This is a genomic window from Enterobacter cloacae complex sp. IR5403 (assembly GCF_049238705.1).
In the GTDB taxonomy this organism is placed as follows: Bacteria; Pseudomonadota; Gammaproteobacteria; order Enterobacterales; family Enterobacteriaceae; genus Enterobacter; species Enterobacter hormaechei_C.
Genome location: NZ_JBMKHP010000003.1, coordinates 344,592 through 371,459 on the forward strand (window position 1 = coordinate 344,592; position 26,868 = coordinate 371,459).

The following is a 26,868-nucleotide window of genomic DNA, read 5'->3' on the forward strand; positions in this document are numbered from 1 at the left end:
ATAAAGTTGAAGGCTTATTTTCTTTAGCGGGAGTGTGCAGTGGCGACGTTATCCAGGCTTTTTATTCATCCGGTGAAATCGATGCGCGGTATCGGCGTGACTCACGCGCTGGCCGATATGAGCGGATTCGCCTTCGATCGTATTTTTATGGTCACCGAGCCTGACGGTACGTTTATCACCGCACGTCAGTTCCCGCAGATGGTTCGCTTTACCCCTTCCCCGCTTCATGACGGGCTGCATTTGACCGCGCCAGACGGTTCAAGCGTCGTGATCCGCTTTGCTGATTTTGCGCCGGTTGATGCGCCAACGGAAGTGTGGGGCAACCATTTTACCGCGCGTATCGCGCCGGACAATATTAACCAGTGGCTGAGCGGCTTTTTCTCCCGTGACGTTCAGCTGCGCTGGGTCGGGCCTGCGCTGACCCGTCGCGTGAAGCGCCACGATGCGGTTCCCCTCTCCTTCGCCGATGGTTTTCCCTTCCTGCTGACCAGCGAGGCCTCGCTGCGTGATTTACAAAATCGTTGCAAAGCCAGCGTGCAGATGGAGCAGTTTCGCCCGAATCTGGTGGTGACCGGAGCGGATGCCTGGGATGAAGATACCTGGAAAGTGATCCGCATCGGCAGCGTTATTTTTGATGTCGTGAAGCCGTGCAGCCGCTGTATTTTTACCACCGTCAGCCCGGAGAAAGGCCAGAAACACCCTTCCGGCGAACCGCTGAAAACCTTGCAGTCATTTCGTACCGCGCAGGATAACGGCGATGTCGACTTCGGCCAGAACCTGATCCCCCGCTCCAGCGGCGTGATCCGCGTGGGCGACGAGGTCGAAATTCTCACCCGCGGGCCTGCCAGGGTGTACGGCGCAGGTCAGGAAGAAGAGATGGTTGACGTTGTCACCAACGTCGCTTCCGCGGTGGATATTCACTGGGAAGGCAAAGTCATCCGAGGTAATAATCAGCAGGTGCTACTGGAACAGCTGGAGCAGGCGGGTATCCGCGTACCGTATTCCTGTCGCGCGGGGATTTGCGGATGCTGTCGCATTAAACTGGTCGATGGTGAAGTGAGTGCCCTGAAGAAATCTGCGATTGGCAGTGACGGCACGATCCTGTGCTGTAGCTGTGTACCGAAAACATCCGTGCAGCTGGAAGCTTAAACCGCCTGTTCGAGGCTGAAGGAATCGACGCGCAGCTGTGGCTTCAGCCTGTCATTCATCACTTTGATGGCATCACCTAACTGCATGACTCGCCCGGCAATGGTCACGCCGGGTTGGGCCAGCAAACAGAGCGCAGCGTTTTCACCGGGTTCAACCACCAGCAAATTCACCTCTTCTTCGGTATCGCTCAGATTGACGCTTGCCGCATCGCCGATAGCCGGGGTCCAGCTCATGCCATGCGCGAGGAAATGCCAGCTTTTCGGCATTTGCGGTTTCAGGAAACGGATCGCCACCAGCGCATTTAATACCAGTTCAGCGCGCTGTTCTTTGGAGAGATCGAACTCGCGGCATTTTTCTTCGAAAGAGAAATAGAGTGCAGCATCGTCAACGCAAAAGCCAGAGGGCGCAAACGCGTCCGGCGTTAACATTCGGCGCGCAAAACGAGAGCGAAACAACATGCCATTGGCTAAGTCGAGCATCATACGGTCATGCTCTTCACAAAAATACCAGCGCCAGTTATCGTCAGGTTTAATTCGCATGTTTCTCTCCCGTCCCCTAAACGTCCTGTACTAAAAATGTCCTGTTTGCCGCTTCGCTTATAACACTAGTAATAAAAGACTATAATGTCTAAATAAGCAACAATGACGGAATATAAAACAACCAGGGCTGGAAATAAAGCCCTGGTTGTCTGATTAAGAGAAAAGATTAGATATGCGTGACGATTTCTTTAATCAGCGGCGGCCCTTTAAAAATAAAGCCGGAATAAATTTGCACCAGCGATGCGCCTGCCGCCATCTTCTCACGTGCTGCGATGACGGAGTCAATGCCACCCACGCCAATAATCGGCAGCTGGCCTTTTAATTCCTCGGAGAGTGCGCGAATAATTTCGGTGCTTTTTAATTGTACCGGACGGCCACTTAATCCCCCCGCTTCGTCACAGTTTTTCATTCCCTGAACGAGAGAGCGATCGAGTGTCGTATTGGTCGCAATCACACCATCAATATTATGGCGAACTAAACTGTCGGCAACCTGGATCAATTCTTCTGCCGAAAGATCCGGGGCGATCTTAACCGCGACCGGAACATATTTATGGTGGATCGCCTGTAGCGCCGTTTGTTTATTTTTAATGGCGCTAAGAAGATCGTCGAGCGCTTCGCCATATTGTAATGAACGCAGCCCTGGAGTGTTAGGCGAGGATATATTCACCGCGATATAACCGGCATAGGCATAGACTTTTTCCATACAAATCAGATAGTCATCTTTACCCTGCTCGACCGGCGTGTCTTTATTTTTGCCAATATTAATACCCAGCACGCCATCAAAATGGGCTTTCTTAACGTTCTCAACCAGATGATCGACGCCAAGGTTATTAAAGCCCATGCGGTTGATCAGCCCCTCGGCTTCAACCAGGCGAAACAGACGTGGCTTGTCATTTCCCGGCTGCGGACGCGGCGTCACCGTCCCGATTTCGATCGAGCCAAAGCCCATCGCGCCGAGTGCATCAATGCATTCGCCATTTTTGTCCAGACCGGCCGCCAGGCCCAGTGGATTTTTGAAAGTCAGGCCCATGCACTGAACTGGTTTTTCCGGCACGTTTTGACGCACCAGCGCGGCCAGAGGCGTTCCTGTAATACGGCGTAACTGCTGAAATGTAAATTCATGAGCGCGCTCAGGATCGAGCTGGAAAAGGGCTTTACGAACGAAGGGGTAGTACATGAACTCTCCTGGATTCCCGGTGTGCAAACCGGGAGGGGATTATGTGCGATCCCGCCTGGAAAGGGAATTGACCTGTGGCAAAAAAAGCCACGTAAAACGCAATCGTTTACTTATCGGTTCGCTTCTTATGCATTTTTCTGCATTCATCCTGAGGATAAATCATTTAGTGGAATAACCACGCAATGTCACACTCCTGAAAATTGTTATGAATGTTAGATAAAAGCAAACAATTAGTTATAAGGAGCAACCATGCGCGTCATTACCCTGGCCGGAAGCCCCCGCTTCCCCTCTCGCTCCAGCGCACTGCTGGAATACGCTCGCGAAAAGCTTAATGCTCTGGATGTGGAAGTGTGTCACTGGAATTTGCACAATTTCGCGCCTGAAGATCTTCTCTACGCCCGTTTCGACAGCCCGGCGCTGAAAACCCTGATCGAACAGCTTAAGAGTGCTGACGGGCTGGTCGTCGCGACACCAATTTATAAAGCCTCTTTTTCCGGCGCACTGAAAACGCTGCTCGATCTGCTGCCCGAACGCGCGCTGGACGGTAAGGTCGTCCTGCCGCTGGCCACAGGCGGTACGGTAGCCCATTTACTGGCGGTGGATTATGCCCTCAAGCCGGTTCTGAACGCGCTGAAGGCGCAGGAGATCCTGCATGGCGTCTTCGCTGACGACTCACAGGTAATCGACTACCAGCATAAACCGCATTTCACGCCGAATCTGCAAACCCGCCTCGACAGTGCGCTCGACACCTTCTGGCACGCCCTAAACCGTCGGGATCGCCACGCGGCAGCATTTCATCAATCACAAGGAGTGGCGCATGTTTAAAACAGTTACCCGTATCGGGCTGGCAGGTCTGCTGGCAGTGGCGTCGCTGGCTCAGGCGGCGGAGAAAGCGCCGGAGAGCCTGCGTATCGGTTATCAGAAAGGCAGCGTCAGCATGGTGTTGGCGAAAAGCCATGCGTTGCTTGAGAAGCGTTTCCCGGAGACCAAATTCTCATGGGTCGAGTTCCCTGCCGGACCACAGATGCTGGAGGCGCTGAACGTCGGGAGTATTGATTTAGGCAGCACCGGCGATATCCCGCCGATCTTTGCGCAGGCTGCCGGGGCGGATCTGGTTTACGTTGGCGTTGAGCCCGCCAAGCCGAAGGCAGAGGTTATTTTGGTGCCGGAAAACAGTGAGATCAAAAGCGTCGCCGACCTCAAAGGCCATAAGGTTGCTTTCCAGAAAGGTTCCAGCTCTCACAACCTGCTGCTGCGCGCGTTGCAGGAGGCCGGCCTTAAATTCACCGATATCCAGCCCGTTTACCTGACGCCTGCCGATGCGCGCGCGGCGTTTCAGCAAAAAAATGTTGATGCCTGGGCTATCTGGGATCCGTACTACTCCGCCGCACTGTTGCAGGGCGGTGTGCGGGTGCTGAAAGACGGCACCACCCTGAAGCAGACCGGTTCGTTCTACCTGGCAGCACGTCCTTACGCTGAGAAAAATGGCGCATTTATTCAGCAGGTGCTGGATACCTTCTCTCAGGCCGATGCGCTGACCCAAAGCCAGCGTCAGCAGAGCATCACGCTGCTGGCAAAAACCATGGGCCTGCCTGAACCGGTGATCGCCACCTATCTTGACCACCGTCCTCCCACCACCATAGCACCGGTTGACGCCCACGTTGCCGCTCTCCAGCAGCAAACGGCAGACCTCTTTTATCAAAACCGCCTGGTTCCAAAGCAGGTGAATATTCGCGAACGCATCTGGCAACCCGCTGGCATTGAAGGAAAAAAATCATGAGTCTGAATCTTTTCTGGTTTTTACCCACCCACGGTGATGGACACTATCTTGGCACAGAAGAAGGCGCCCGCCCGGTCGATCACGGCTATCTACAGCAGATCGCCCAGGCGGCAGACCGCATTGGTTTTACCGGGGTGCTGATCCCGACGGGCCGCTCATGTGAGGATGCGTGGCTGGTTGCCGCGTCGATGATCCCCGTCACCCAGCGCCTGAAATTCCTGGTCGCCCTGCGCCCGAGCGTGGTGTCGCCCACCGTCGCGGCGCGTCAGGCAGCAACGCTGGACAGGCTCTCCAACGGCCGCGCGCTGTTCAACCTGGTGACGGGCAGCGATCCGCAGGAGCTGGCGGGCGATGGCGTTTTCCTCGATCATACCGAGCGTTATGAAGCTTCCGCGGAGTTCACCCGCGTCTGGCGAGGTCTGCTGGAAGGGGAAACCGTCACCTTCGAAGGAAAACATATCCACGTTCGCAATGCGCAGCTCTACTTCCCGCCGGTACAGCAGCCGCGCCCTCCCCTCTATTTCGGCGGATCGTCGGACGTGGCGCAGGAACTGGCGGCTGAGCAGGTCGATCTCTATCTGACCTGGGGCGAGCCACCGGAGCTGGTGAAAGAGAAAATTGCTCAGGTACGGGCTAAAGCCGCAGAACATGGTCGTACGGTACGCTTCGGCATTCGCCTGCACGTGATCGTCCGCGAAACCAACGACGAGGCCTGGCAAGCCGCCGACCGTCTGATCGCTCATCTGGACGACGACACCATCGCCAAAGCACAGGCGGCGTTTGCCAAAACCGACTCCGTGGGCCAGCACCGGATGGCCTCCCTGCACAACGGCAAGCGTGAAAATCTTGAGATCAGCCCGAACCTGTGGGCTGGGGTGGGTCTGGTGCGCGGCGGCGCCGGTACGGCGCTGGTCGGCGACGGTCCAACCGTAGCGGCACGCATTAATGAATACGCGGCGCTGGGGATCGACAGCTTTATTCTGTCTGGCTACCCGCATCTGGAGGAGGCGTACAAGGTGGGTGAACTGCTGTTCCCGCATCTGGATGTCGCTATTCCGGAAATTCCGCAGCCACGCCAGCTTCAGTTGCAGGGCGAAGCCGTGGCGAACGCGTTTATCCCGAGAAAAGTCGCGCAAAGCTAAGGAGCCACCATGTCTGCAACCGCACAAAAATGGCTGCTGCGCGCCGCGCCGTGGTTTCTGCCCGTCGGCATTGTCCTCGTCTGGCAACTGGCGTCTTCAACTGGCTGGCTGTCGAGCCGCATTTTGCCCTCTCCGGAGGGCGTTGTGGAAGCGTTCTGGTCGCTCAGCGCCAGCGGTGAGCTGTGGCAACATCTTGCCATCAGTTCCTGGCGCGCGGTAATCGGCTTTTCGATTGGCGGAAGCATCGGCCTGACGCTGGGGCTGATCAGCGGCCTGTCCCGCTGGGGTGAGCGGCTGCTGGATACCTCCGTTCAGATGCTGCGTAACGTGCCGCATCTGGCGCTTATTCCGCTGGTTATTCTGTGGTTTGGCATTGATGAGAGCGCCAAAATTTTCCTCGTGGCGCTGGGAACGTTATTTCCGATTTATATCAATACCTGGCATGGGATCCGCAATATCGATCGCGGTCTGGTTGAGATGGCCCGCAGCTATGGCCTGTCAGGTTTTGCCCTGTTTACCCATGTGATCCTGCCGGGCGCCCTGCCCTCCATTATGGTTGGCGTGCGTTTTGCGCTCGGCCTGATGTGGCTAACCCTGATCGTGGCGGAAACCATTTCGGCTAACTCCGGCATTGGTTATCTGGCGATGAACGCCCGCGAGTTCCTGCAAACGGACGTGGTGGTGGTTGCCATTATCCTTTATGCCCTGCTCGGCAAACTTGCGGACGTCAGCGCCCAGTGGCTGGAACGTAGCTGGCTGCGCTGGAACCCGGCCTACACCGCTCAGGAGGCGAAAGCATGAATACTGCACGACTGAACCAGGGAACACCATTACTGCTGAACGGCGTGACCAAACGCTACGGCGAAAACACCATTCTGAATGCACTGGATCTGCATATTCCTGCCGGACAGTTTGTGGCCGTTGTCGGCCGCAGCGGTGGCGGCAAGAGTACCCTGCTGCGTCTTTTAGCCGGGCTGGAAGCGCCAAACAGCGGTGACATTCTGGCAGGCACTACGCCGCTGTCCACAATTCAGGATGATACACGCATGATGTTTCAGGATGCGCGTCTGCTGCCGTGGAAAACGGTGATGGATAACGTCGGGCTGGGCCTGAAGGGCAGCTGGCGGGAGGACGCCCGGCAGGCACTCGCAGCGGTAGGGCTGGAGAATCGCGCGGGAGAGTGGCCTGCGGCCCTGTCGGGTGGACAAAAGCAGCGCGTAGCGCTGGCACGCGCGCTGATTCACCGTCCCGGCCTGTTGCTGCTTGACGAACCGCTCGGCGCGCTTGATGCCCTGACGCGGATCGAGATGCAGGATCTGATTGAAACCCTCTGGCAGACGCATGGCTTTACGGTGCTGCTGGTGACGCATGACGTCAGCGAAGCCGTGGCAATGGCAGACAGGGTGCTGTTAATAGAAGAAGGTAAAATTGGTCTGGATCTGACGGTAGATATTCCACGTCCTCGCCGCGTGGGATCGGCCCGACTGGCGGAGCTGGAAGCCAAAGTGCTGGATCGGGTGATGAAGCGTGGGGAAGCGGAGATTCAGCGGATAAAGGCTAATGCCTGATGCCCTCACCCCGGCCCTCTCCCCACGGGGAGAGGGAGAAAACCGATGCCCCGCGACCCCACGTAGGCCCGGTAAGCGTAGCGCCACCGGGCTTTTTTACATCAGGCCAGCGCCTTAGCAATCTTCTCGTACAGATCGCCAGACAGATTTTCCAGCCCTTTCAGCTGCTCAAGCGCGGCGCGCATTTTCGCCTGACGCTGCGCATCGTAACGTTTCAGGCGGATCAGCGGCTCAATCAGACGAGACGCCACCTGCGGGTTACGGCTGTTCAGCTCGGTCAGCATTTCAACCATGAACTGATAACCGCTGCCGTCTTCGGCATGGAACGCTGCCGGGTTGCTGCTGGCGAAGGCACCAATCAGAGAGCGGACGCGGTTCGGGTTGCTCATGGTGAACGAACGGTGCTTCAGCAGGCTGCGTACTTTGCTGAGTACATCGGCTGCCGGGCTGGTGGCCTGAAGGATGAACCACTTGTCCATTACCAGACCATCCTGATGCCACTTGTCGTCGTACTCCTGCATCAGCGCATCGCGGCACGGCAGTTCGGCGGCAACGCTTGCGGCGAGCGCGGCCAGGGCATCCGTCATGTTATCGGCTTCGTGGTACTGCTTGCTGACCAGCGTGTTCGCCAGCTCTGCCTCACCAAACGCCAGATAGCTCAGGCAGGTATTGCGCAGGGAACGTTTACCGATATCCGCATGTTCCACCCGATACGCGTCCAGCTTGTTGGCGTTGTAAATGGCGAGGAACTCATCTGCCAGTTCGGTCGCCAGCGTGCGGGTCAGCGCTTCACGCACGGCGACAATGGCAATCGGGTCGATGATGTCGAACAGCTCGGCGATTTCAGTCGCAGAAGGCAGCGTTAAAATTTCAGCCGCCAGCGCCGGGTCAATATTCTCATCCAGCAGGATGGCACGGAACGCGTCTGCCACATGAACCGGCAGCGTCAGCGGCTGGCCCTGCTGGTAACGGTTGACGTTCAGCTTGATGTAGGTCGCCAGCAGGCTTTGTGCCGCATCCCAGCGCGAGAAATCGTTGCGCGCGTGACGCATCAGGAACGTCAGCTGCTGATCGCTCCACTTATATTCGAGTTTCACCGGCGCGGAGAATTCGCACAGCAGGGCAGGAACGGGCTGGAAATAGACGTTATCGAAGATAAAGGTCTGCTCTGCCTGGGTCACGTTCAGCACGTTATGCACCGGGTGACCGCCCTTCTGTAACGGGATCACGTTGCCTTCGTTGTCGTACAGCTCAACGCTGAACGGAATGTGCAGCGGATGTTTCTCTTCCTGCTCGGCCGTTGGCGGCGTGCGCTGGCTGATGGTCAGCGTGTACTGCTCGGTTTCCGGGTTGTAGTCGTCTTTGACCGTCACAATCGGCGTACCGGCCTGGCTGTACCAGCGGCGGAAATGAGACAGATCAACGTTAGAGGCGTCCTCCATCGCCTGGACGAAATCGTCGCAGGTGGCCGCACTGCCGTCGTGACGCTCGAAGTAAAGCTGCATCCCTTTCTGGAAATTCTCTTCGCCCAGCAGGGTGTGGATCATGCGGATAATTTCAGCGCCTTTTTCATACACCGTCAGGGTGTAGAAGTTATTCATCTCAATGACTTTATCCGGGCGGATCGGGTGCGCCATTGGGCTGGCATCTTCTGCAAATTGCAGACCACGCATGGTGCGCACGTTGTTGATGCGGTTTACCGCCCGCGATCCCAGATCGGAGCTGAACTCCTGATCGCGGAAGACGGTTAAGCCCTCTTTCAGGCTCAGCTGGAACCAGTCGCGGCAGGTGACGCGGTTCCCGGTCCAGTTATGGAAATATTCGTGGCCGATAACGCGTTCGATATCGAGGTAATCTTTATCCGTTGCGGTATCGGTACGCGCCAGCACGTATTTGGAGTTAAAGATGTTAAGACCTTTATTCTCCATCGCGCCCATGTTGAAGAAATCGACCGCAACGATCATATAGATGTCGAGGTCATATTCGAGACCAAAGCGCGTTTCATCCCACTTCATGGAGTTGATGAGGGAGGTCATTGCCCACGGTGCGCGGTCAAGGTTGCCACGGTCCACGAACAGCTCCAGCGCGACTTCACGGCCAGAGCGCGTTTTAAAGGTGTCGCGCAGGACATCGAAATCTCCCGCCACCAGCGCAAACAGATAGCAGGGCTTCGGGAATGGATCCTGCCACTGTACCCAGTGACGGCCATTCTCCAGTTCCCCTTCACCAATCCGGTTGCCGTTGGAAAGCAGGTATGGGTACAGCGTTTTGTCGGCAATAATTTTGGTGGTAAAGCGCGCCAGGACGTCCGGGCGATCAAGATACCAGGTAATGTGGCGGAAACCTTCGGCTTCACACTGGGTACACAGAGCTACGCCTGACTGGTAAAGTCCTTCCAGCGCGGTATTGGCGGCAGGGCTAATTTCATTCACGATGCGCAGGGTAAAGCGTTCCGGCAGGTTGTCGATGACCAGATGGTTGCCTTCTTCTTTATAGTCTGACCAGGCTTCATCGTTAATATGCAGGGAAACCAGCGTCAGGTCTTCACCATCCAGACGCAGCGGCACGGCTGTCGCGCTCTGGCGCGTCACCTGGCTTACCGCCGTCACCACGGTTTTTGTGGCATCCAGGTCGAAAGTCAGATCGATATCGCTTATCAGGTATTCCGGCGCACGATAGTCGTGGCGGTATTTAGCTTGTGGCTGTTGTGTCATAGAAAACCTTATGCATCGTTTGTCGAGTAACGATTCAATATATTCCTGTTGTGTAAAACGCGCTATGCAGAATGTTCATCTTTTCAGGCACAACGCCCTTTTTAGCTACATTTTTATAACACGGGGCACGAAATGCTCTCGACCATAAAGTGTGCTTATGTTGTGATCGGGGTTCAATAAATCACTAAACAGGGTATACTCCGGAGTTGTTTATTGTACTAAACGCTCCCGTGAGAGGATGCTACAGCGCACCTATGACTCAATTCGCTTCTCCGGTTCTGCATACGTTGCTGGATACCGACGCGTACAAGCTGCATATGCAGCAAGCCGTGTTTCACCACTATCATGATGTCCATGTTGCGGCGGAATTTCGCTGCCGGGGTGACGACTTGCTGGGTATCTACGCAGATTCCATTCGTGAACAGGTCGAGGCCATGCAGCATCTGGCGCTCACCGATGACGAATATCAGTGGCTTTCAGGCCTGCCTTTCTTTAAAGCGGACTATCTGAACTGGCTGCGTGAGTTCCGCTATAAGCCGGAACAGGTCACCGTCACCAATGTTAACGGCAAGCTGGACATTCGTCTGACCGGCCCGTGGCGCGAAGTGATCATGTGGGAAGTGCCGCTTCTGGCCGTGATCAGCGAGCTGGCCCACCGCTATCGCTCCCCTGAAACCGGCGTAACGCAGGCGGTTGCCGCTCTGGAGAATAAACTCGTTGAGTTTTCCAGACTGACCGAAGGGCTGGATATGTCCCGCTTCCGTCTGATGGACTTTGGCACGCGCCGCCGCTTCTCTCGCGAGGTTCAGGAAGCCATTGTCAGACGTCTGCAACAGGAGCCGTGGTTCGTTGGCACCAGTAACTACGATCTGGCACGTCGCCTTGATTTAACGCCGATGGGCACCCAGGCGCACGAATGGTTCCAGGCGCACCAGCAGATCAGCCCTGACCTTGCCAACAGCCAGCGCGCCGCCCTCGCCGCGTGGCTAGAGGAATACCCGGATCGGCTGGGTATTGCCCTTACCGACTGCATTACCATGGACGCGTTCCTGCGCGACTTTGGCCCTGAGTTTGCCGAACGCTACCAGGGTTTGCGCCATGATTCCGGGGACCCGGTTGAATGGGGTGAGAAAGCTATCGGCCATTACGAAAAACTGGGCATCGACCCCATGAGTAAGGTGCTGGTCTTCTCCGATAACCTTGACCTGGCGAAAGCCGTCGATCTTTATCGCCATTTCTCATCGCGGGTGAACCTGAGTTTCGGGATTGGTACGCGGTTAACCTGCGATATCCCTCAGGTGAAACCGCTGAACATCGTGATAAAACTGGTGGAATGTAACGGTAAGCCGGTCGCGAAGCTCTCCGACAGCCCGGGCAAAACCATCTGCCATGACAAAGCGTTTGTCCGCGCATTACGTAAAGCCTTCGATCTGCCACAGGTTAAAAAAGCCAGTTAATGGCTTCGGGGGAGCCTTCATGGCTCCCCTTCTCTTATTAATTTCTTATTTCTTCTCTTAAGACGGTGAAATTTACTTGTCTGATAGCGGATGGCAGGTAACATAGATATCCCCCCTATAAGGGCGGACAAGTGTTTATTTTTTCCGACTATTAACAGAGAGAATATTATGAGCGTTGTGCCTGTAGCCGACGTACTCCAGGGCCGTGTCGCCGTTGACCAGGAGGTCACCGTGCGCGGATGGGTGCGTACTCGCCGAGATTCTAAAGCTGGCATCTCCTTCCTCGCCGTCTATGACGGTTCCTGCTTTGATCCTGTACAGGCCGTCATTAATAATTCTCTGCCCAATTACAATGATGACGTTCTGCACCTGACAACCGGCTGTTCCGTGATCGTCACCGGTGTTGTGGTGGCCTCTCCGGGCCAGGGTCAGAGCTACGAAATTCAGGCGACCTCGGTGGAAGTGACCGGCTGGGTTGAGGATCCGGACACCTACCCGATGGCTGCAAAGCGTCACAGCATCGAATATCTGCGTGAAGTCGCGCACCTGCGTCCGCGCACCAACCTGATTGGTGCGGTTGCCCGCGTGCGTCATACACTGGCGCAGGCGCTGCATCGCTTCTTCGACGAGCAGGGTTACTTCTGGGTTTCTACTCCGCTGATCACGGCTTCCGATACGGAAGGCGCAGGTGAAATGTTCCGCGTTTCAACGCTGGATATGGAAAACCTGCCGCGTACGCCGGAAGGTAAAGTCGATTACGACAAAGACTTCTTTGGTAAAGAAGCCTTCCTGACGGTTTCCGGCCAGCTCAACGGCGAAACCTACGCCTGTGCGCTGTCTAAGATCTACACCTTCGGCCCAACCTTCCGTGCGGAAAACTCCAACACCAGCCGTCACCTGGCGGAATTCTGGATGCTGGAGCCGGAAGTGGCCTTTGCCGATCTGAATGACGCGGCAGCCCTGGCAGAAGCGATGCTGAAATACGTGTTTAAAGCCGTTCTCGAAGAGCGCGCAGACGACATGAAATTCTTCGCTGAGCGTGTCGATAACGACGCCATCGCCCGTCTTGAGCGCTTCGTCTCCGCAGACTTCGCGCAGGTCGATTACACCGACGCGGTCGCTATCCTGGAAAAATGCGGCGAGAAATTCGAAAACCCGGTTTACTGGGGCGTGGATCTCTCCTCCGAGCACGAACGTTATCTGGCAGAGAAGCACTTTAAAGCACCGGTTGTGGTAAAAAACTATCCGAAAGACATTAAGGCGTTCTATATGCGCCTTAACGAAGACGGTAAAACCGTTGCCGCGATGGATGTCCTCGCGCCGGGCATCGGTGAGATCATCGGTGGCTCCCAGCGTGAAGAGCGCCTGGATGTGCTGGACGCGCGTATGCAGGAGATGGGCCTTAACCCGGCGGACTACAGCTGGTATCGCGATCTCCGTCGCTACGGCACCGTTCCACACTCCGGCTTTGGCCTGGGCTTCGAACGTCTGATTGCTTACGTAACAGGTGTTCAGAACGTACGTGATGTGATTCCGTTCCCACGCACACCGCGTAACGCAAGTTTCTAACCGACCAAATCATTAATGGCCAGCAAATGCTGGCCATTATTTTATCCTGCAATGTCAGTTTTCGTCAGTCAGAAGTAAGCGTCTTTAAACCACAACCCCGCTATTACCTCTACCTGTTACGTTTTGTTTCCACGAAATATCCTGAGACAAAAAAATAACCACACTCTTATTGCGCTTAAAACAATTCTTACGCAATAGCATAAAAAACAACCAATTTCACAGCCATCTGGATGGCTTTTGTCGATCATAAGAAAAAATGAGCCGTTTAACTTCTGTTTATACGAAAGGCCTTTAGCTAAATTAAACATAAGGAAATCATATATATAAGAATAAAACGGATGTTTAATTCGCCAGGCGGCACTGAAATTTGAGGTGCTTCACAAAGTTCCCAAAAATACATATTTAGTTACACATATTTTCTTTTGGTAACTGAATCTTGAAGATTGTAGCACTTTCAGTGTAGCGAAACGGTTCTATGAATGGAAAGATGCCTGTCAGACACATAAAGACACCTAACTCTCATCAATAGTTCCGGAAATATTTATTGACAGAATTTATTGGCGGCAGTGGCGAGTGTCATAAAAAAACCAATGAGGGTAATAAATAATGATGAAGCGCAATATCCTGGCAGTGGTAGTCCCTGCCCTGCTGGTAGCCGGTGCAGCAAACGCTGCTGAAATCTATAACAAAGACGGCAACAAATTAGATCTTTACGGGAAAGCAGTTGGCCTGCATTACTTCTCTGATTACGCGGGCAACGATGGCGACAACACTTACGCGCGTCTGGGCTTCAAAGGTGAAACTCAGATCAACGATCAGCTGACTGGTTACGGTCAGTGGGAATACAACTTCCAGGGTAACAACTCTGAAGGTGGCGATGCACAGAACGGCAACAAAACCCGTCTGGCATTCGCAGGTCTGAAATTTGGTGACGCAGGCTCCTTCGACTACGGTCGTAACTACGGTCTGGTCTATGACGCAATCGGCATCACCGATATGCTGCCTGAGTTCGGCGGCGACACCGGCGCGAGCGATAACTTCTTCGCAGGCCGTACGGGTGGTCTGGCGACTTACCGTAACAGCAACTTCTTCGGCCTGGTTGACGGTCTGAACTTTGGTGTTCAGTACCTGGGCAAAAATGAACGTGATGACGCAGTACGTTCCAACGGTGACGGCTGGGCAACTTCTCTGAGCTATGATTTCGACGGTTTCGGCATTGTGGGTGCTTATGGTGCAGCTGACCGTACCAACAACCAGCAGACGCTGGATTGGGGTAAAGGCGACAAAGCTGAGCAGTGGGCAACCGGCCTGAAATATGACGCGAACAACATCTACCTGGCAGCTATTTATGGCGAGATGCGTAACGCAGCGCGTCTGGGCAGCCGTGGTTTCGCTAACAAGTCTCAGGACTTCTCTGTCGTCGCTCAGTACCAGTTCGACTTCGGTCTGCGTCCATCCATCGCTTACTACAAATCTAAAGCGAAAGACGTAGAAGGTATCGGTGACGAAGACTACATCAACTACATCGACGTTGGTGCGACATACTACTTCAACAAAAACATGTCTACCTATGTTGACTATCAGATCAACCAGCTGAAAGACGACAACAAGCTGGGCATCAACAACGACGATATCGTGGCTCTGGGTCTGGTTTACCAGTTCTAATCAGCACACCTCGTTGTTATATGCTTAATGAACAGGGCTTCGGCCCTGTTTTTTTATTCCTGAGAGAAAATAATAGCGACTTTTGAAAAGCCGCACGCTTTTCGTCGCAAACGGTTGGCATTTTGTAAATCTACCGTTAACCTGATAGCGGATTTCACTTCTGTAATCACAATGGAACTTCGTCATGTTTGAGAACATTACTGCCGCTCCTGCCGACCCAATTCTGGGCCTGGCCGATCTGTTTCGTGCCGACGACCGCCCTGGCAAAATCAACCTGGGTATTGGTGTATATAAAGATGAAACCGGCAAAACTCCGGTACTGACCAGCGTCAAAAAAGCTGAGCAGTATCTGCTGGAAAACGAAACCACCAAAAACTACCTCGGTATTGATGGTATCCCTGAATTTGGTCGCTGCACCCAGGAGCTGCTGTTCGGCAAAGGCAGCACCATTGTGAGCGAAAAACGCGCCCGCACGGCGCAGACCCCAGGCGGTACCGGCGCACTGCGCGTGGCGGCAGATTTCCTGGCGAAAAACACCTCTGTGAAGCGTGTGTGGGTAAGCAATCCAAGCTGGCCGAACCACAAGAGCGTTTTTAATTCTGCGGGTCTGGAAGTGCGTGAATACGCCTACTACGACGCGGCAAACCACGCGCTGGATTTCGACGGTCTGCTGGCCAGCCTGAGCGAAGCCCAGGCGGGCGATGTGGTGCTGTTCCACGGCTGCTGCCATAACCCAACCGGTATCGATCCTACGCTTGAACAGTGGGAACAGCTGGCTAAGCTGTCCGTTGAAAAAGGCTGGCTGCCGCTGTTTGACTTCGCTTACCAGGGCTTTGCCCGTGGTCTGGAAGAAGATGCTGAAGGTCTGCGCGCATTCGCCGCCGTCCATCAGGAGCTGATTGTCGCAAGCTCCTATTCCAAGAACTTTGGTCTGTATAACGAGCGTGTCGGCGCCTGTACGCTGGTGGCTGCTGACGAAGCAACCGTCGATCGCGCATTCAGCCAGATGAAGTCCGTGATCCGCGCTAACTACTCTAACCCACCGGCACACGGTGCGTCTGTGGTCGCGACGATCCTGAGCAACGATGCGCTGCGCGCAATCTGGGAACAAGAGCTGAACGATATGCGTCAGCGCATTCAGCGCATGCGTCTGCTGTTTGTGAACACGCTGGCTGAGAAAGGCGCTGACCGTGACTTCAGCTTCATCATCAAGCAGAACGGCATGTTCTCCTTCAGCGGCCTGACCAAAGAGCAGGTGCTGCGCCTGCGTGAAGAGTTTGGCGTGTATGCCGTTGCCTCTGGCCGCGTGAACGTTGCAGGTATGACGCCTGACAACATGGCGCCGCTGTGCGAAGCCATTGTCGCGGTGCTGTAACCTGCACCCATAAAAAAAGCCTGCTTCGCGCAGGCTTTTTTATTTAATCGGGATTACCAGACAGGCATTTCATCCTGAAGGAACGGGTTATGCAACCGCTCATCGCCCAGCGTTGACATTGGTCCGTGTCCAGGGATAAACGTCACATCATCACCTAACGGCAATAACTTCTGCTTAATCGACTGAATCAGCTGACCGTGATCGCCGCGTGGGAAATCGCTGCGTCCTACGCCCCCTTTGAAAATCACGTCACCGGAAATCAGCAGGCGCGACACGTCATCAAAGAAGACGATATGGCCGGGCGTATGCCCAGGGCAATGCAACACCTGTAAAGTTACATTCCCTACGTTAACGCGATCGCCTTCGTTCAGCCAGCGGTCCGGTGTCAGTGGCTGACACTCATCCAGACCAAACATGCGGCTTTGAGCAGGCAGCCCCTGAAGCCAGAACTCATCTTCTTTTTCCGGGCCGATAATCGGCACACCGTAGTGTTCAGCCAGTTCTGCCGCTGCACCCACATGGTCGAGATGACCATGGGTGAGTAAAATCTGCATCAGCGTTACACCGCTGGCAACGACTTCCTGCTTAATTGTCTCAGCGTCGCCACCGGGATCAACAAGCGCGGCCAGTTTAGTTTGTTCACACCAGATCAATGAACAGTTCTGTGAGAACGCGGTAACCGGAATAATACGATAGTTCATACTGCTCCTGTGTTTCGTTATTACCAGTGCCGAACCGGCCCGGTATCAATATGCACAAAGTTGCTACGTGGGTAGTATCCTACACCACCTGCGCGCATAGATAACGCCGCTTTGCGAATATTGGCTAACGAAACGCCTTCAATATGGAAATCCATCGCCTGGCCTTTGGTGTGATAGCTTTTTTTCGCTACCCCACGGCTGTGGGCGCGCAGTTCATTGTTGGTATCCAGAGAGCGATAGCCAGAAATGAGTTGCACCGGCCTTTTGGTTCCCAGCAGTCCCTGCAAGCGGTAAAGCTGATCGAATAATCCAGGGTCGATAGCTTTGATTTTATTCGCGCGGAAATCACGGAAAAAATGGTTGAGTCTTGCTAATTCATCCTGAATATAGCCTCTGCCATCGAAAAATTCCGCTTTAAGCGTCTCACCAGTATGCAGATTGTTGAGCGTTAAAATACGCGGACGAGGTGTCGAGAGGGTGGCAAATGCTGGCGTCGGAAGGATGGCTGCTGCGCCCAGCGCAACGCCACCTAACGCCAGCAATTTGCGGCGATTAGCGTCAAATTTGTCCATGATAATCAGGTCTACAGGTAAAAGAAATTGTCAATATGCTTAGCGCACGAAGGGCACCATAACTGGCAAAACCTGTTACGTCAAGGCGCCCAACCCCAGTAAATACGCGGCTTGCAGCCAGATCGCCTCATATTCACCATAACTTACGACAATCATTTTTACCGAACTACTTCATTTACCTGATTAATTGTTCCGCTTTTGGCAAAATTTGTGCGCCGGATCGCGCTGTCAGATCATAATTGTAAATATCTGTACGGTACTGGGTACGTCCGTCCGCGCCCACAAACGCCGTCAGATAGTAAAGATTGACCGGAATATTGTGGCGGATATTGACGTAACGCGTATCTCCCTGCTTCAGGGCATCCGATATCCGCGTATCGTTCCAGCCAGCATCCTGCAACAGCATATTCGCCAGCTCGGAGGCCTTGTTCACGCGGACACAGCCCGAGCTGAGCGCGCGAGCGTCTTTCTGGAACAGATTATGGTTCGGGGTATCATGCAGATAGATTGCGTCCGAACTTGGCATATTGAATTTGTAGCGTCCCAGCGAGTTATGCGCGCCCGGTGCCTGCTGGAAACGGAACGGCAGGTTCGAAGGCGTAATCGTTGACCAGTCCACCATCCAGGGGTCAATCGCTTCTTTGCTGTTCCAGCCCCGCATCACCGTATAGTTGTGTCGCTCCAGATAACCCGGGTCATTCCAGACCTTAGGCAGGATATCTTTGCGCGCCAGCGTCGGCGGCACGTTCCACGGCGGGTTAACCACCACGTTATTCAGCGCGCTGCTCATCATCGGCGTTTTGCGGTCAGGTCGACCGACAATCACGCGGGACGCCAGCACTTCACTACCGTCCTGATAGTAGACCAGGGAGTACGCCGGAATGTTGACCATAATGCCGGTGGATAACGTGCCCGGTAGCAAGCGCAAGCGCTGGATATTCAACGCCAGCACCCCTGCCCGCTGGGCCGGAGAGACGTTCAGCCAGTCGCGAGTCGATGGACCAATCACGCCGTCAGCGCCAAGCCCCTGCGCGGCCTGGAACTGCTTCACTGCGGCGACCAGCTCGCGATCGTAAGCGGCGGGCTTATTGCTCAACGCAACGGCCGTTTTCTCTTTTACCGGCGCCGACGGGCTGACGACCGCGCTTTGCGTCTCGTCACCGGGCAGCGCAATTTTGGGGCCGCTGTCGAGAATGCCGGAGCGTTTCATAATTTCGCGGATCGCAGGCACATCGCTGCTCCACTGCCCCGGACGCAGCGTTGTGGTGCCGCGCAGCTGAGGCCACGGGCGGGAATCCGCAACCAGCTCAAGAAGCGACTGATGCATCGTGGCATATTGCGGATGGGCAGGCGCAAGGCTTGCGATAAAGCGCGGCAGTTCGCCGTTATCCAGCGACAGCTGCCACTGGTTAATGACGGACAGCGCAGGCGTCGCCAGCTTGTACGGTTTACTGCTGTATAACCAGCGGTTGCCGTTCACCGAAATCCCCGCCACAAACTGTAAGTAGCCCATCATGGCATCAGACAGCACCACGTCACGCGCCTGTCCGGTAACGGCAGGGTCGGTCAGGAGTTCAACCCAGGTCGTGAACTGCGGTTGAAAACCTGCAATCGCCACTTCAGCCAGCTGCTGCTGGAAGGCACGTACCGCCTCGCGATTTTCCCACATCGGTTTCATATCGCGCGCAGCGTAAAGCAGCGTGAGCTGGTTAATATAAGCGGGAGTATAGCCCGAGGGCAGCCCGGTCATAAGCTGCTGGCGTAATGATTCAGTATCGATGCCTTCCGGCAGCGGTTTAATGCCGGCCATGATGGCCGTCGCCGGAGACTGATCCAGCGGTTGTGAAAGCGACGTCGGCTGCGCGCCCATCGTCGCGGAGCTGTCCGTCGGTACAATTTCAGGCTCATCGGCCTGAGCGGTCAACAGTGGAGCAAACATCACTGTCAGGCACAAACTCAGCGCAGACAGCTGACGACCACGATTTTTCTTAAGCAACATCCCTTGCCCCCTGTTTTTCACGACATGCCCATTATTCTGGAGCTTTCCTTCAGTATAGAAAGGCACACACGCTGCTGCCTTACCTTATGTAAAGAAGTTTAAAGATAACGCAGCCCTGAACACAAGTTAAGTGAATAAAAAAAGCGGCGCATGAGCGCCGCTATTTGTCGCACCCCAGTTTAAGAGGCGTCAGCCGTGCCCGGTAATGACTCCGGTGGCTGTGGGGCGAAACCACGCAGGCCCACGACGTGCACGTGTTCACTGTTCTGGAACACCTTACGCACCAGCTTATAGGTTGTCCCTTTTTCCGGACTGATGTTTTCCGGCGCCGCGATGATGAGCTGCATATCGAGTCGCTCGCAAAGCTCAAACAGCGTGGCGATGGAGCGGGCGTCGAGACGCGCGGCTTCATCGAGGAACAGCAGACGGCATGGCGAGATGTCTTTGCCGCGCAGACGACGCGCTTCATCTTCCCAGCTCTGCACCACCATCACCAGAATCGACATACCGGTACCGATGGCTTCACCGGTAGAGAGCGCACCGGATTCCGCGCGCAGCCAGCCGTCTGAGCCACGGTTAACCTCAACTTCCATTTCCAGATAGTTGCGGTAATCCAGCAGCTCCTCGCCGATGGTTTGCGGCGTACGCTGGCCCATGTCAATCTGCGGATTCAGACGCTGATACAGCTTCGCCAGCGCTTCGGAGAAGGTCAGGCGGTTACTGTTGAACAGATCCTGGTGCTGCTCATGCTGTTCAGACAACACGTCCAGCAGCGTGGAGTGCGCCTCACGCACGTTCACGTTCAGCCGTACGCTGTTGACCTGGCCAAACGACACGCTTTGCAGGCCCTGGTTCAGCTGACGGATACGGTTCTGCTCGCGCTGAATGGTTTTCCGAATAATATTCGCCACGCTGCGGGAGCTGATTGCCAGCTTCTGCTCGCGGGAGGTCAGCTCCTCCGTCAGACGTCCCAGCTCGATCTCCATCTGTTCGATCGCTTCCACCGGATCGTCGGTACGGATGATGTCCTGACGAATACGCTCGCGTAAGTGCTGATAAACCGCCACGAAGAACTGAATTTTGCGCTCAGGACGCTTCGGATCTTCGGACATACGCAACACGTCGCGCAGGTGTTCGTTATCCGCCACCGCCAGACGCAGCGCACCCAGCGCCTTATCCGACATAGAGCGCAGTTCATCGGCTGACAGGTACGCCAGCTCGCGACGGTGCAGACGACGCTCCACGTTGTTATCTTTCACCATGCGCATCACCGCGCACCAGCCCGCCTTCGCGGTCACAACCTGTTCACGCATCTCGTGATAGTCACGTTCCAGCTTGCGCAGGCGTCGCGTCAGGTTGTCCATCTCCGCTTCACAGAAGGTCAGCGCTTTTTCGAGCTGATTACGACGCGCGCGGTTGTTACTGAGCTGAGCATGCAGCTCATCGCGGCGAATACGCGCCCGCTCTTCTGCACCGCTGTCGGCGCGCACGCCGATGTCCTGCAACTCTTTATGCAGATCGTTTAACAGCTCTTTCTTGGTGTCGAAGGAGCTTTTCAGCGAGGCCATAACCTGGCTGTACTGGCTCAGCTGTGCGGCGTGAGTACGCATCGCTTCACGGGCGCGCGTACGCTCTGCTTCGGCCTGCTCAAGACGCTGGCGCAGCTTTTCATTAAGATCGCTGTTCCCGCTCAGCATTTCTGCTGAATCGGAGTAGCCGAAGTGCGCGCGACGTTGCACCACTTCCGTCAGGGCAAACGCCTGCTGACGCGCTTCGCGCTGTACCTGCTGTGACCAGGCGTAATCCTCTTTTAACTGCTCAAACTGTTCCGGGTCGCTCTGGAGAACGGAAACCATCGGCTCCAGTTTTGCCAGCTGATTGCCGTGCTGCTGCACAAAGCGCGCGGCTTCCTGCGCTTCGTCCAGACGTTCCTGAATTTCATCCACGCGGTCGGCGAGCGTATCGTCCGCCAGCAGGTTCAGGCGCGGCAGGATACGGTTAAGGGCCGCAACGCCCTCTTTCGCCTGCTCGAACTGCACCCGGCTTTGCTGGTTGTCATTTTCATGGCTGGCAAGCGCACGCTCCAGCTCACCACGACGGGTGTTGAGCTTGCGAATTTCGGCTTCCGGATCGGGCTCAAAGGCCACGCCCAGGTGGCTGCCGATAAAGCGGCTGAACGCCTGATGCAGACGCTGCGTTTTTTGAACATCAAACGACAGGGTTGCAAAACGTTCAGAAAGCGTTTCGCGCTCGGCGTGCAGGCTTTCAATACGGTTTTCACGCGCGGCGCGGCCAAACAGCGGCAGTTCCGGGAAGCGCGAATAGCGCCACTGGCGATCGGCGATTTTCACCACCACCGCTTTTTCCAGCTCGTCGACGCTGAATACGCTGTCATCAAACGACTGCGGATCCCCTTCGATGAGGTAGAGATCTTCCGGGCAGTCTTCCAGTCCTGCAAGCTGGTCAGAAATCAGCGACAGATCCGGCACCACAATCGCGTTACGGGATGGACCGTACAGCGCGGAGAAGTACGGCGCATCGTCCAGGCCGACATCGTCGTAAATTTCAGACAGCAGCACGCCGCCGAAACGCTCGGCTAAGGCATTCAGGCGCGGATCTTCTGAGCCGCCCGGCTGGCTTAAACGCTCGATCTCTTCATCGACGTCACGCTTGCGCGCGCCCACTTCGTCACGCTCAACAATCGCTTCACGCTCACGCTCCAGCAGCTGTTGCATGTATTCGGTGACGTCCTGGCTGGAGGCAAACTCCTGGCCACACTGTTCGCTGAGCTGGTTCAGGCTGCTTTGTGCGGCCAGCCAGATCGGCGCACGCTGCAAGAGCGTCTTCGAACGCGACTGAAGCTGTTCCAGCTCCTGACGCAGCGTCATGCGCTGTTCGCTGGCATTCGATACGGTATCGGACAGGGCCGCAATACGCGCTTCCAGCTCCTGGTGCAGGGCCTCAAGCTCGTCGAAATCGTAATTTTTACCCTGACGTTTGCAGAATTCCGCCAGCAGACGCTCGGCTTCCTGCTGTTCACGCAGACGCTGTTCCAGCTCGTTCAGGCGCATGCGCAGCGGCTGCACCTGTTCGGCCAGATGGCGCTGATTAACGCCGTCGCGCAGCAGCTCGCGGGCAACGTCCCACGCTTCGTTACGCGCCAGCGGACCGTTGATCGCCACCACCAGCTGGTACGCCTGCTCAAACTGGCTGTGCGCCGTTTGCGCCACGCTCATTTTCTGATCGAGAGAAAGCAGTTTCTCAGTGGCTTCCTGCTCTTTGGCCTGGAAGGTATCCAGCCATTCGTCAGCGCTTTCCGGGGTCAGGTCCGGCAGGTGACACAGCTCTTTGGCACGCTGCAACGCCTGCAACGCCTGGTTGTACTGAATCGCACGCGTCTGCTGTACGTCAAGCGCCTGCTGGTAGTCAGCGAGCTGGCTTTTCAGCTCATCCACTTCCAGCTCGGCGGCTTCCGCGCGGGCTTCGTTCTCTTCCTGCAATTCGGCAGCTTCGGCCACCACTTCATTTTGCTCTTCAAGACGAATTTGCAACTCATCAAGATCGGCTTCGTAGCGCTCGATTTTTTCCTGCTGACGCAGCGCGGTCTGCACCAGGTTCAGGTGATCGCTGGCCGCCTGGTAATCGGCTTCCAGATCCCCTTCCGCACCGTTGTGCTCGCCCAGTTCACGCGCCATTTCGACATGCTTATACTGCTCGGCCACCAGCTGTTTGCGGGAGGTAAACAGCTCGCGGCGGTATTCCAGCGCCTGATCGAGATGAATACGGCGCTCGTTGGCGTGGCGCATATAGTCCGCCGCCACGTAGTTAGTGGCTTCGCTGATCAGGTGCTTAAACAGGTCGCGGTCAGACTGTGTGACGCGAATCGCTTCCAGCGTCATGCGGTTTTCACGCAGCGCGGCTTCCATATCCTGGAAGGCCTTACGCACGCCGCTGTTTTCCGGCAGCAGGTAGTCGCGCAGGGAGCGGGTAATGGCGCTGGAGATACCGCCGTACAGGGAGGCTTCAATCAGACGGTAGTATTTACTACGATCTGACGCGCTGCGCAGACGACGGGCTACCACGCCGAGATCGAACATCAGAGAGTGGTAGTCGGTAATGGAGTTAAACTGCTTAAACTGCACGCCTTCAATGGCTTCCAGCTTGTCTTTCAGCTCCTGGAGCGTCAGGACGCGCGCCTGACGTTCATTCAGGGTTTCCGTCAGCAGCGCGGTCGGCTGCACGGAGGTTGGCAGCCCCTGGATCGCAAACGGTTTGATATCTACTTTACGGTCGCGACCGGCAACCTGTTGCAGACGCACGCCTACAACCACGCGCTGATGGCGGGAGTTGATCACGTCCAGTACGGAATAACAGACGCCCGCTTTCAGCTTACCGTGCAGACCTTTATCGCGGGAGCCGCTCGTGGCGCCCGCTTCAGTGGTGTTACGGAAGTGCAGCAGGGTCAGGTCAGGGATCAGCGCCGTCACGAAGGCCGCCATGGTAGTGGATTTACCCGCCCCGTTACCGCCGGAGAGCGTTGTCACCAGTTCATCCAGATCGAAGGTTCGGGCAAAGAAGCCGTTCCAGTTAATCAGCGTTAGTGAGCGAAATTTACCGCGTTCAATCATTACTCTTCCTCCCCGCTATCCGGCTGATTCTCTTCGTGCTCGTCATTGAGCTGCAAATGGTTTTCCACCGGCATCGCTTCACCGTCGCGGATCATGCGCAGCTGCGCTTCACGCGCATCGTCACCCGCACGCACGTCGGCGCCAAAGCGGAAGACCGATTCGGTAATGCGGAACTTGCTGCTGTCGTGACCCATGAACCAGACCATTCCCAGACGGCGCAGACGGTTCAGGGAAGAGCGAACTTTTTCCTGTAATTTCTGACGGTCCAGATCGGACCCCGTTGAGCGGTTATTCACCAGCTTGAGCAGCTTGCTTTCATCCGCCAGCGACAGCAGCTCATCGTAAAGCTCCTGCTGGGTGAAGATCCCTTCATTCGCCAGACGTTCCGGGCTGAGATAGAGGTAGCAGAGAATTTTGCCGACCATCATATCCAGTTCGGAAAGCACCGAGCGCGGAATAAGCGTGGTAGAGCGCGGACGCAGGTAGAAAAACCCTTCCGGCGCGCGGATCAGCTCAACGTTATAGCGAGCGTAAAACTCTTCCAGGTACTCCTGAAAGTCCATCAAAAAGGCGTGATTATCCAGCTCGTCAAGGCCAATGTGACGACCGGCACGCAGCTGGCTGTCCAGCGCCGGAAACAACGGATTCGCCAGCGCCTGTGCCAGCTTAACTGGCATCACGTGTTCAATATTTGTCAATGACATGCGCCTGTACCTTGGCTCCGTAATCGTTAATCGGCTGCCACTTCGGCGGCAGTCCGGTGAAATCGGCTTGTGCGATGCCCAGGCGCACCGCCTGGTCTACAACAATGCGGGCAACATCGAAGTGGCGCGCGCGCGGATACTGCGCCAGATAGTCGCGTACCACGAGGCCAAGATCCAGCGGTGCTTGTCTGGTTTTGTAGACAGCGAGCTGTTCTTCGATCATCGCCGCAAGCTGCTCGCGAATTTCGTTAAATTCTTCGTATTCCAGATCCGGCGGCAGTTCACCGGTGACCTCTTCATCGCGCAGCGCCATCTCTTCGTCGCGCATATCCAGCAGACGATCGGCGTTGGCGTAGGTCAGCGCCCACGGCGCATCGAAATAGGTCTGTACCGACTGGCGCAGACGCTGAGCAAAGACGCGATTCTTATCCATATCGATGGCGGTACGGATAAATTTATGCACGTGGCGGTCGTAACCGATCCACAGATCGATTGACTGCTGGCCCCAGCTGATAATGCGGTCAAGCTTGCTCTGCAAATCAAACACCAGACGGTCGATAAAATGCAGATCGTCGTGCGCCATTGTCGCGTCCTGGATGCGCAGCAGATTGGCCTGTAGCTTATCCCCCGCCGCCTCCAGCGTATCCTGCAACTCACGCAGCGTACCGGACGTTTCTGACAGCAAGAGTTCACAGCTGGAGATGGCCGCACGCCAGTCTTTATTAAGCAGTTGAGCGATATCGTCTTTCACCTGCTGCTGCTGTTCGTCCATCAGACGTTGAGTCAGATCGATACTGTCGAAAATCTCGGCGACCGAATATTTCAGCGGCGCGTAAACGTTGCGATGCCAGTGGAATTCATCACCGTTTTCATCAGCCGCGTCGGCGGCACGCTTCAGCTCGCCAGCAACAATAGAGAGCTGCATGGAGAGACGCAGCGTGGAAAATTCACGCTGGCGGATGTAATAGTCGGTAATGCCAATGCCCAGTGGCGTAAGACGATAGATGGCGTTTCCTTCCGCCTGCTCGCTGGTAAAGCGGTTCAGCAGACGTTGACGCACCATATCATTGATTGCGTTGTTGGCACGCACGCTAATGGTTTCGCTGGTTTGCTCAAACGCATCACTGACGTGGCGGAACGCATCCACCAGTTCGCCTTCACTCATTTCGCCATCAAGGCGTTCGCCGTTTAGCGTCGCAACCGCCAGCAGGAATGAGAGTCTGTCTACCGGCAGCGAGATGGAGAAATCGTTTTTCCTGGCCCAGGCAACCAGTTCGGGGACTGTCTGGGAAAATTCACTCATAGATTATCCTTGCATCTGCGGCTTGCGCGCGGTGACGTGTATATAGCGGCCAAGGCTCAGATAAGGCTCCTGGCGGCAGTACCGCGTCTCTATTTCTGTTAAGGCGTCTAAACAGTCATCCTGTTTTTGTTTATCACGCAGATAATCATGAAACACCCTCACGCCGGTTTTGCCGGTAATTTCCCAACCGATCTCCTCCAGCCAGCCATAGACCTGCTGCGGTTCACGGGGGAAATCCGGTGAAAGCGTGCGTCGTTTCTTTTTATACATGCCCTGCTGTACGTAGCCAAAATTGCCGACCAGCACGTTTCGCATTAGCAGGCCGTTGGCATTGTAAAACATCAGCGATAATGCACCGCCCGGGCGCAACATTGACCACAGCGTTTTTAACATCGCTTGGGGTTCGGCGATCCATTCGAGCACAGCATGAAACAATATCAGATCAACCTGCGTTTCCAAATGCTGCGGAATGTCCTGAGCGGCGCAATGTATAAAATGCATGTTGTCGCTCACACCTTTCTCTTCTGCCGCTCGCCCGGCGCGCGCAACCATCTCGGCAGAAAGATCGCAAAGCGTGACGTGATGTCCCCGCTGCGCCATCAGAATTGCAGTCTGACCTTCCCCACCGCCGGCATCCAGCACGCGCAACGGTCGGTCACCGAATTCAGCCAGCAGCTTGTCCAGATCCTGCCAGAGGATCGTCTGACGAAGCTGACCTTTGGTGGTGCCATAAATGTTGCGCGAAAACTTTTCCGCGATGTCATCAAAATTGCGATCCCGCATTGGGAGGGTTCCACTCACTGCAAAACCGCTATTTTGTCACACC

20 protein-coding genes are annotated in these 26,868 nt (G+C 55.5%); 10 read left to right on the forward strand and 10 right to left on the reverse strand.

What is annotated here, in order from left to right:
• Window positions 1-39 precede the first annotated feature (39 nt).
• Window positions 40-1,149: a YcbX family protein gene (locus ACOTW6_RS06830; RefSeq protein ID WP_047051703.1), complete on the forward strand. Its 1,110-nt coding sequence runs from the start codon at window positions 40-42 to the stop codon at window positions 1,147-1,149.
• Here ACOTW6_RS06830 and zapC read toward each other — a convergent pair.
• Together zapC and pyrD are read right to left on the reverse strand one after the other, a co-directional pair.
• Window positions 1,146-1,688 carry a cell division protein ZapC gene (gene zapC / locus ACOTW6_RS06835; protein WP_022650736.1) on the reverse strand — a complete coding sequence of 181 codons (543 nt, stop codon included), beginning with the start codon at window positions 1,686-1,688 and terminating at the stop codon, window positions 1,146-1,148. The two genes, ACOTW6_RS06830 and zapC, sit on opposite strands and share 4 nt — an antisense overlap.
• 166 nt (window positions 1,689-1,854) lie before the next feature.
• On the reverse strand, window positions 1,855-2,865 hold the full coding sequence (pyrD, locus tag ACOTW6_RS06840) for a quinone-dependent dihydroorotate dehydrogenase (protein ID WP_062932085.1): 1,011 nt from the start codon (window positions 2,863-2,865) through the stop codon (window positions 1,855-1,857).
• Between the two features lie 249 nt (window positions 2,866-3,114).
• Between pyrD and ssuE the strand changes: the two genes are divergently transcribed.
• Genes ssuE through ssuB form a run of 5 tightly spaced genes read left to right on the forward strand, consistent with a single transcriptional unit; the run spans window position 3,115 to window position 7,355 of the window.
• Window positions 3,115-3,690 carry an NADPH-dependent FMN reductase gene (gene ssuE / locus ACOTW6_RS06845; RefSeq protein ID WP_023296267.1) on the forward strand — a complete coding sequence of 192 codons (576 nt, stop codon included), beginning with the start codon at window positions 3,115-3,117 and terminating at the stop codon, window positions 3,688-3,690.
• A complete protein-coding gene (locus ACOTW6_RS06850) occupies window positions 3,683-4,645 on the forward strand; it encodes a sulfonate ABC transporter substrate-binding protein (protein ID WP_023303399.1) in 963 nt (320 codons plus the stop codon). The genes ssuE and ACOTW6_RS06850 overlap by 8 nt, the downstream gene beginning before the upstream one ends.
• Window positions 4,642-5,787 carry an FMNH2-dependent alkanesulfonate monooxygenase gene (gene ssuD, locus ACOTW6_RS06855; RefSeq protein ID WP_213788598.1) on the forward strand — a complete coding sequence of 382 codons (1,146 nt, stop codon included), beginning with the start codon at window positions 4,642-4,644 and terminating at the stop codon, window positions 5,785-5,787. Before ACOTW6_RS06850 ends, ssuD begins: the two co-directional genes overlap by 4 nt.
• 9 nt (window positions 5,788-5,796) lie before the next feature.
• Window positions 5,797-6,588, forward strand: coding sequence for an aliphatic sulfonate ABC transporter permease SsuC (ssuC, locus tag ACOTW6_RS06860; protein ID WP_003858185.1), 792 nt, complete (start codon window positions 5,797-5,799; stop codon window positions 6,586-6,588).
• Entirely contained in the window at window positions 6,585-7,355 is a 771-nt protein-coding gene (ssuB, locus tag ACOTW6_RS06865) for an aliphatic sulfonates ABC transporter ATP-binding protein (RefSeq protein ID WP_213788597.1), read from the forward strand. Before ssuC ends, ssuB begins: the two co-directional genes overlap by 4 nt.
• 101 nt (window positions 7,356-7,456) lie before the next feature.
• Here the strand turns inward: ssuB and pepN are convergent, their stop codons facing one another.
• On the reverse strand, window positions 7,457-10,069 hold the full coding sequence (gene pepN / locus ACOTW6_RS06870) for an aminopeptidase N (RefSeq protein WP_213788596.1): 2,613 nt from the start codon (window positions 10,067-10,069) through the stop codon (window positions 7,457-7,459).
• A gap of 254 nt (window positions 10,070-10,323) precedes the next feature.
• On the opposite strand from pepN, the gene pncB reads away from it, so the two are divergent.
• The 4 genes from pncB to ACOTW6_RS06890 all read left to right on the forward strand — a co-directional run bounded on the left by pncB (window position 10,324) and on the right by ACOTW6_RS06890 (window position 16,135).
• Window positions 10,324-11,526: a nicotinate phosphoribosyltransferase gene (gene pncB, locus ACOTW6_RS06875; RefSeq protein ID WP_213788595.1), complete on the forward strand. Its 1,203-nt coding sequence runs from the start codon at window positions 10,324-10,326 to the stop codon at window positions 11,524-11,526.
• A gap of 168 nt (window positions 11,527-11,694) precedes the next feature.
• On the forward strand, window positions 11,695-13,095 hold the full coding sequence (asnS, locus tag ACOTW6_RS06880; RefSeq protein WP_015570955.1) for an asparagine--tRNA ligase: 1,401 nt from the start codon (window positions 11,695-11,697) through the stop codon (window positions 13,093-13,095).
• Window positions 13,096-13,701: 606 nt separating this feature from the next.
• Window positions 13,702-14,760, forward strand: coding sequence for a porin OmpF (gene ompF, locus ACOTW6_RS06885; protein ID WP_015570956.1), 1,059 nt, complete (start codon window positions 13,702-13,704; stop codon window positions 14,758-14,760).
• A gap of 184 nt (window positions 14,761-14,944) precedes the next feature.
• Window positions 14,945-16,135 (forward strand): amino acid aminotransferase, encoded by a 1,191-nt coding sequence (locus ACOTW6_RS06890; RefSeq protein ID WP_017384820.1) that lies wholly within the window; start codon window positions 14,945-14,947, stop codon window positions 16,133-16,135.
• A 53-nt stretch (window positions 16,136-16,188) separates the two neighbouring features.
• On the opposite strand, the gene ACOTW6_RS06895 is transcribed toward ACOTW6_RS06890, so the two are convergent.
• From ACOTW6_RS06895 to cmoM, 7 genes are all read right to left on the reverse strand, one after another.
• Entirely contained in the window at window positions 16,189-16,836 is a 648-nt protein-coding gene (locus ACOTW6_RS06895) for an MBL fold metallo-hydrolase (RefSeq protein ID WP_090279154.1), read from the reverse strand.
• 20 nt (window positions 16,837-16,856) lie between these two features.
• Window positions 16,857-17,408, reverse strand: coding sequence for a YcbK family protein (locus tag ACOTW6_RS06900; RefSeq protein WP_003858202.1), 552 nt, complete (start codon window positions 17,406-17,408; stop codon window positions 16,857-16,859).
• 175 nt (window positions 17,409-17,583) lie between these two features.
• Entirely contained in the window at window positions 17,584-19,407 is a 1,824-nt protein-coding gene (gene ldtD / locus ACOTW6_RS06905; RefSeq protein WP_213788594.1) for a L,D-transpeptidase, read from the reverse strand.
• Window positions 19,408-19,586: 179 nt separating this feature from the next.
• A complete protein-coding gene (gene mukB, locus ACOTW6_RS06910; RefSeq protein WP_047731353.1) occupies window positions 19,587-24,035 on the reverse strand; it encodes a chromosome partition protein MukB in 4,449 nt (1,482 codons plus the stop codon).
• A complete protein-coding gene (gene mukE, locus ACOTW6_RS06915) occupies window positions 24,035-24,739 on the reverse strand; it encodes a chromosome partition protein MukE (protein ID WP_017384823.1) in 705 nt (234 codons plus the stop codon). The genes mukB and mukE overlap by 1 nt, the downstream gene beginning before the upstream one ends.
• Window positions 24,720-26,042, reverse strand: coding sequence for a chromosome partition protein MukF (gene mukF / locus ACOTW6_RS06920; protein WP_015570962.1), 1,323 nt, complete (start codon window positions 26,040-26,042; stop codon window positions 24,720-24,722). Before mukF ends, mukE begins: the two co-directional genes overlap by 20 nt.
• Window positions 26,043-26,045: 3 nt before the next feature.
• Complete coding sequence (gene cmoM, locus ACOTW6_RS06925; RefSeq protein ID WP_003858212.1) at window positions 26,046-26,825, reverse strand: tRNA uridine 5-oxyacetic acid(34) methyltransferase CmoM; 780 nt, start codon at window positions 26,823-26,825, stop codon at window positions 26,046-26,048.
• Window positions 26,826-26,868 lie beyond the last annotated feature (43 nt).

What these genes read in the sequence shown, in the direction of transcription:
- zapC (WP_022650736.1), bottom strand. Translation starts at nt 1,688, where the DNA reads ATGCGAATTAAACCTGACGATAACTGGCGCTGGTATTTTTGTGAAGAG.
- pyrD (WP_062932085.1), bottom strand. Translation starts at nt 2,865, where the DNA reads ATGTACTACCCCTTCGTTCGTAAAGCCCTTTTCCAGCTCGATCCTGAG.
- ssuE (WP_023296267.1), top strand. Translation starts at nt 3,115, where the DNA reads ATGCGCGTCATTACCCTGGCCGGAAGCCCCCGCTTCCCCTCTCGCTCC.
- ACOTW6_RS06850 (WP_023303399.1), top strand. Translation starts at nt 3,683, where the DNA reads ATGTTTAAAACAGTTACCCGTATCGGGCTGGCAGGTCTGCTGGCAGTG.
- ssuD (WP_213788598.1), top strand. Translation starts at nt 4,642, where the DNA reads ATGAGTCTGAATCTTTTCTGGTTTTTACCCACCCACGGTGATGGACAC.
- ssuC (WP_003858185.1), top strand. Translation starts at nt 5,797, where the DNA reads ATGTCTGCAACCGCACAAAAATGGCTGCTGCGCGCCGCGCCGTGGTTT.
- ssuB (WP_213788597.1), top strand. Translation starts at nt 6,585, where the DNA reads ATGAATACTGCACGACTGAACCAGGGAACACCATTACTGCTGAACGGC.
- pepN (WP_213788596.1), bottom strand. Translation starts at nt 10,069, where the DNA reads ATGACACAACAGCCACAAGCTAAATACCGCCACGACTATCGTGCGCCG.
- pncB (WP_213788595.1), top strand. Translation starts at nt 10,324, where the DNA reads ATGACTCAATTCGCTTCTCCGGTTCTGCATACGTTGCTGGATACCGAC.
- asnS (WP_015570955.1), top strand. Translation starts at nt 11,695, where the DNA reads ATGAGCGTTGTGCCTGTAGCCGACGTACTCCAGGGCCGTGTCGCCGTT.
- ompF (WP_015570956.1), top strand. Translation starts at nt 13,702, where the DNA reads ATGATGAAGCGCAATATCCTGGCAGTGGTAGTCCCTGCCCTGCTGGTA.
- ACOTW6_RS06890 (WP_017384820.1), top strand. Translation starts at nt 14,945, where the DNA reads ATGTTTGAGAACATTACTGCCGCTCCTGCCGACCCAATTCTGGGCCTG.
- ACOTW6_RS06895 (WP_090279154.1), bottom strand. Translation starts at nt 16,836, where the DNA reads ATGAACTATCGTATTATTCCGGTTACCGCGTTCTCACAGAACTGTTCA.
- ACOTW6_RS06900 (WP_003858202.1), bottom strand. Translation starts at nt 17,408, where the DNA reads ATGGACAAATTTGACGCTAATCGCCGCAAATTGCTGGCGTTAGGTGGC.
- ldtD (WP_213788594.1), bottom strand. Translation starts at nt 19,407, where the DNA reads ATGTTGCTTAAGAAAAATCGTGGTCGTCAGCTGTCTGCGCTGAGTTTG.
- mukB (WP_047731353.1), bottom strand. Translation starts at nt 24,035, where the DNA reads ATGATTGAACGCGGTAAATTTCGCTCACTAACGCTGATTAACTGGAAC.
- mukE (WP_017384823.1), bottom strand. Translation starts at nt 24,739, where the DNA reads ATGTCATTGACAAATATTGAACACGTGATGCCAGTTAAGCTGGCACAG.
- mukF (WP_015570962.1), bottom strand. Translation starts at nt 26,042, where the DNA reads ATGAGTGAATTTTCCCAGACAGTCCCCGAACTGGTTGCCTGGGCCAGG.
- cmoM (WP_003858212.1), bottom strand. Translation starts at nt 26,825, where the DNA reads ATGCGGGATCGCAATTTTGATGACATCGCGGAAAAGTTTTCGCGCAAC.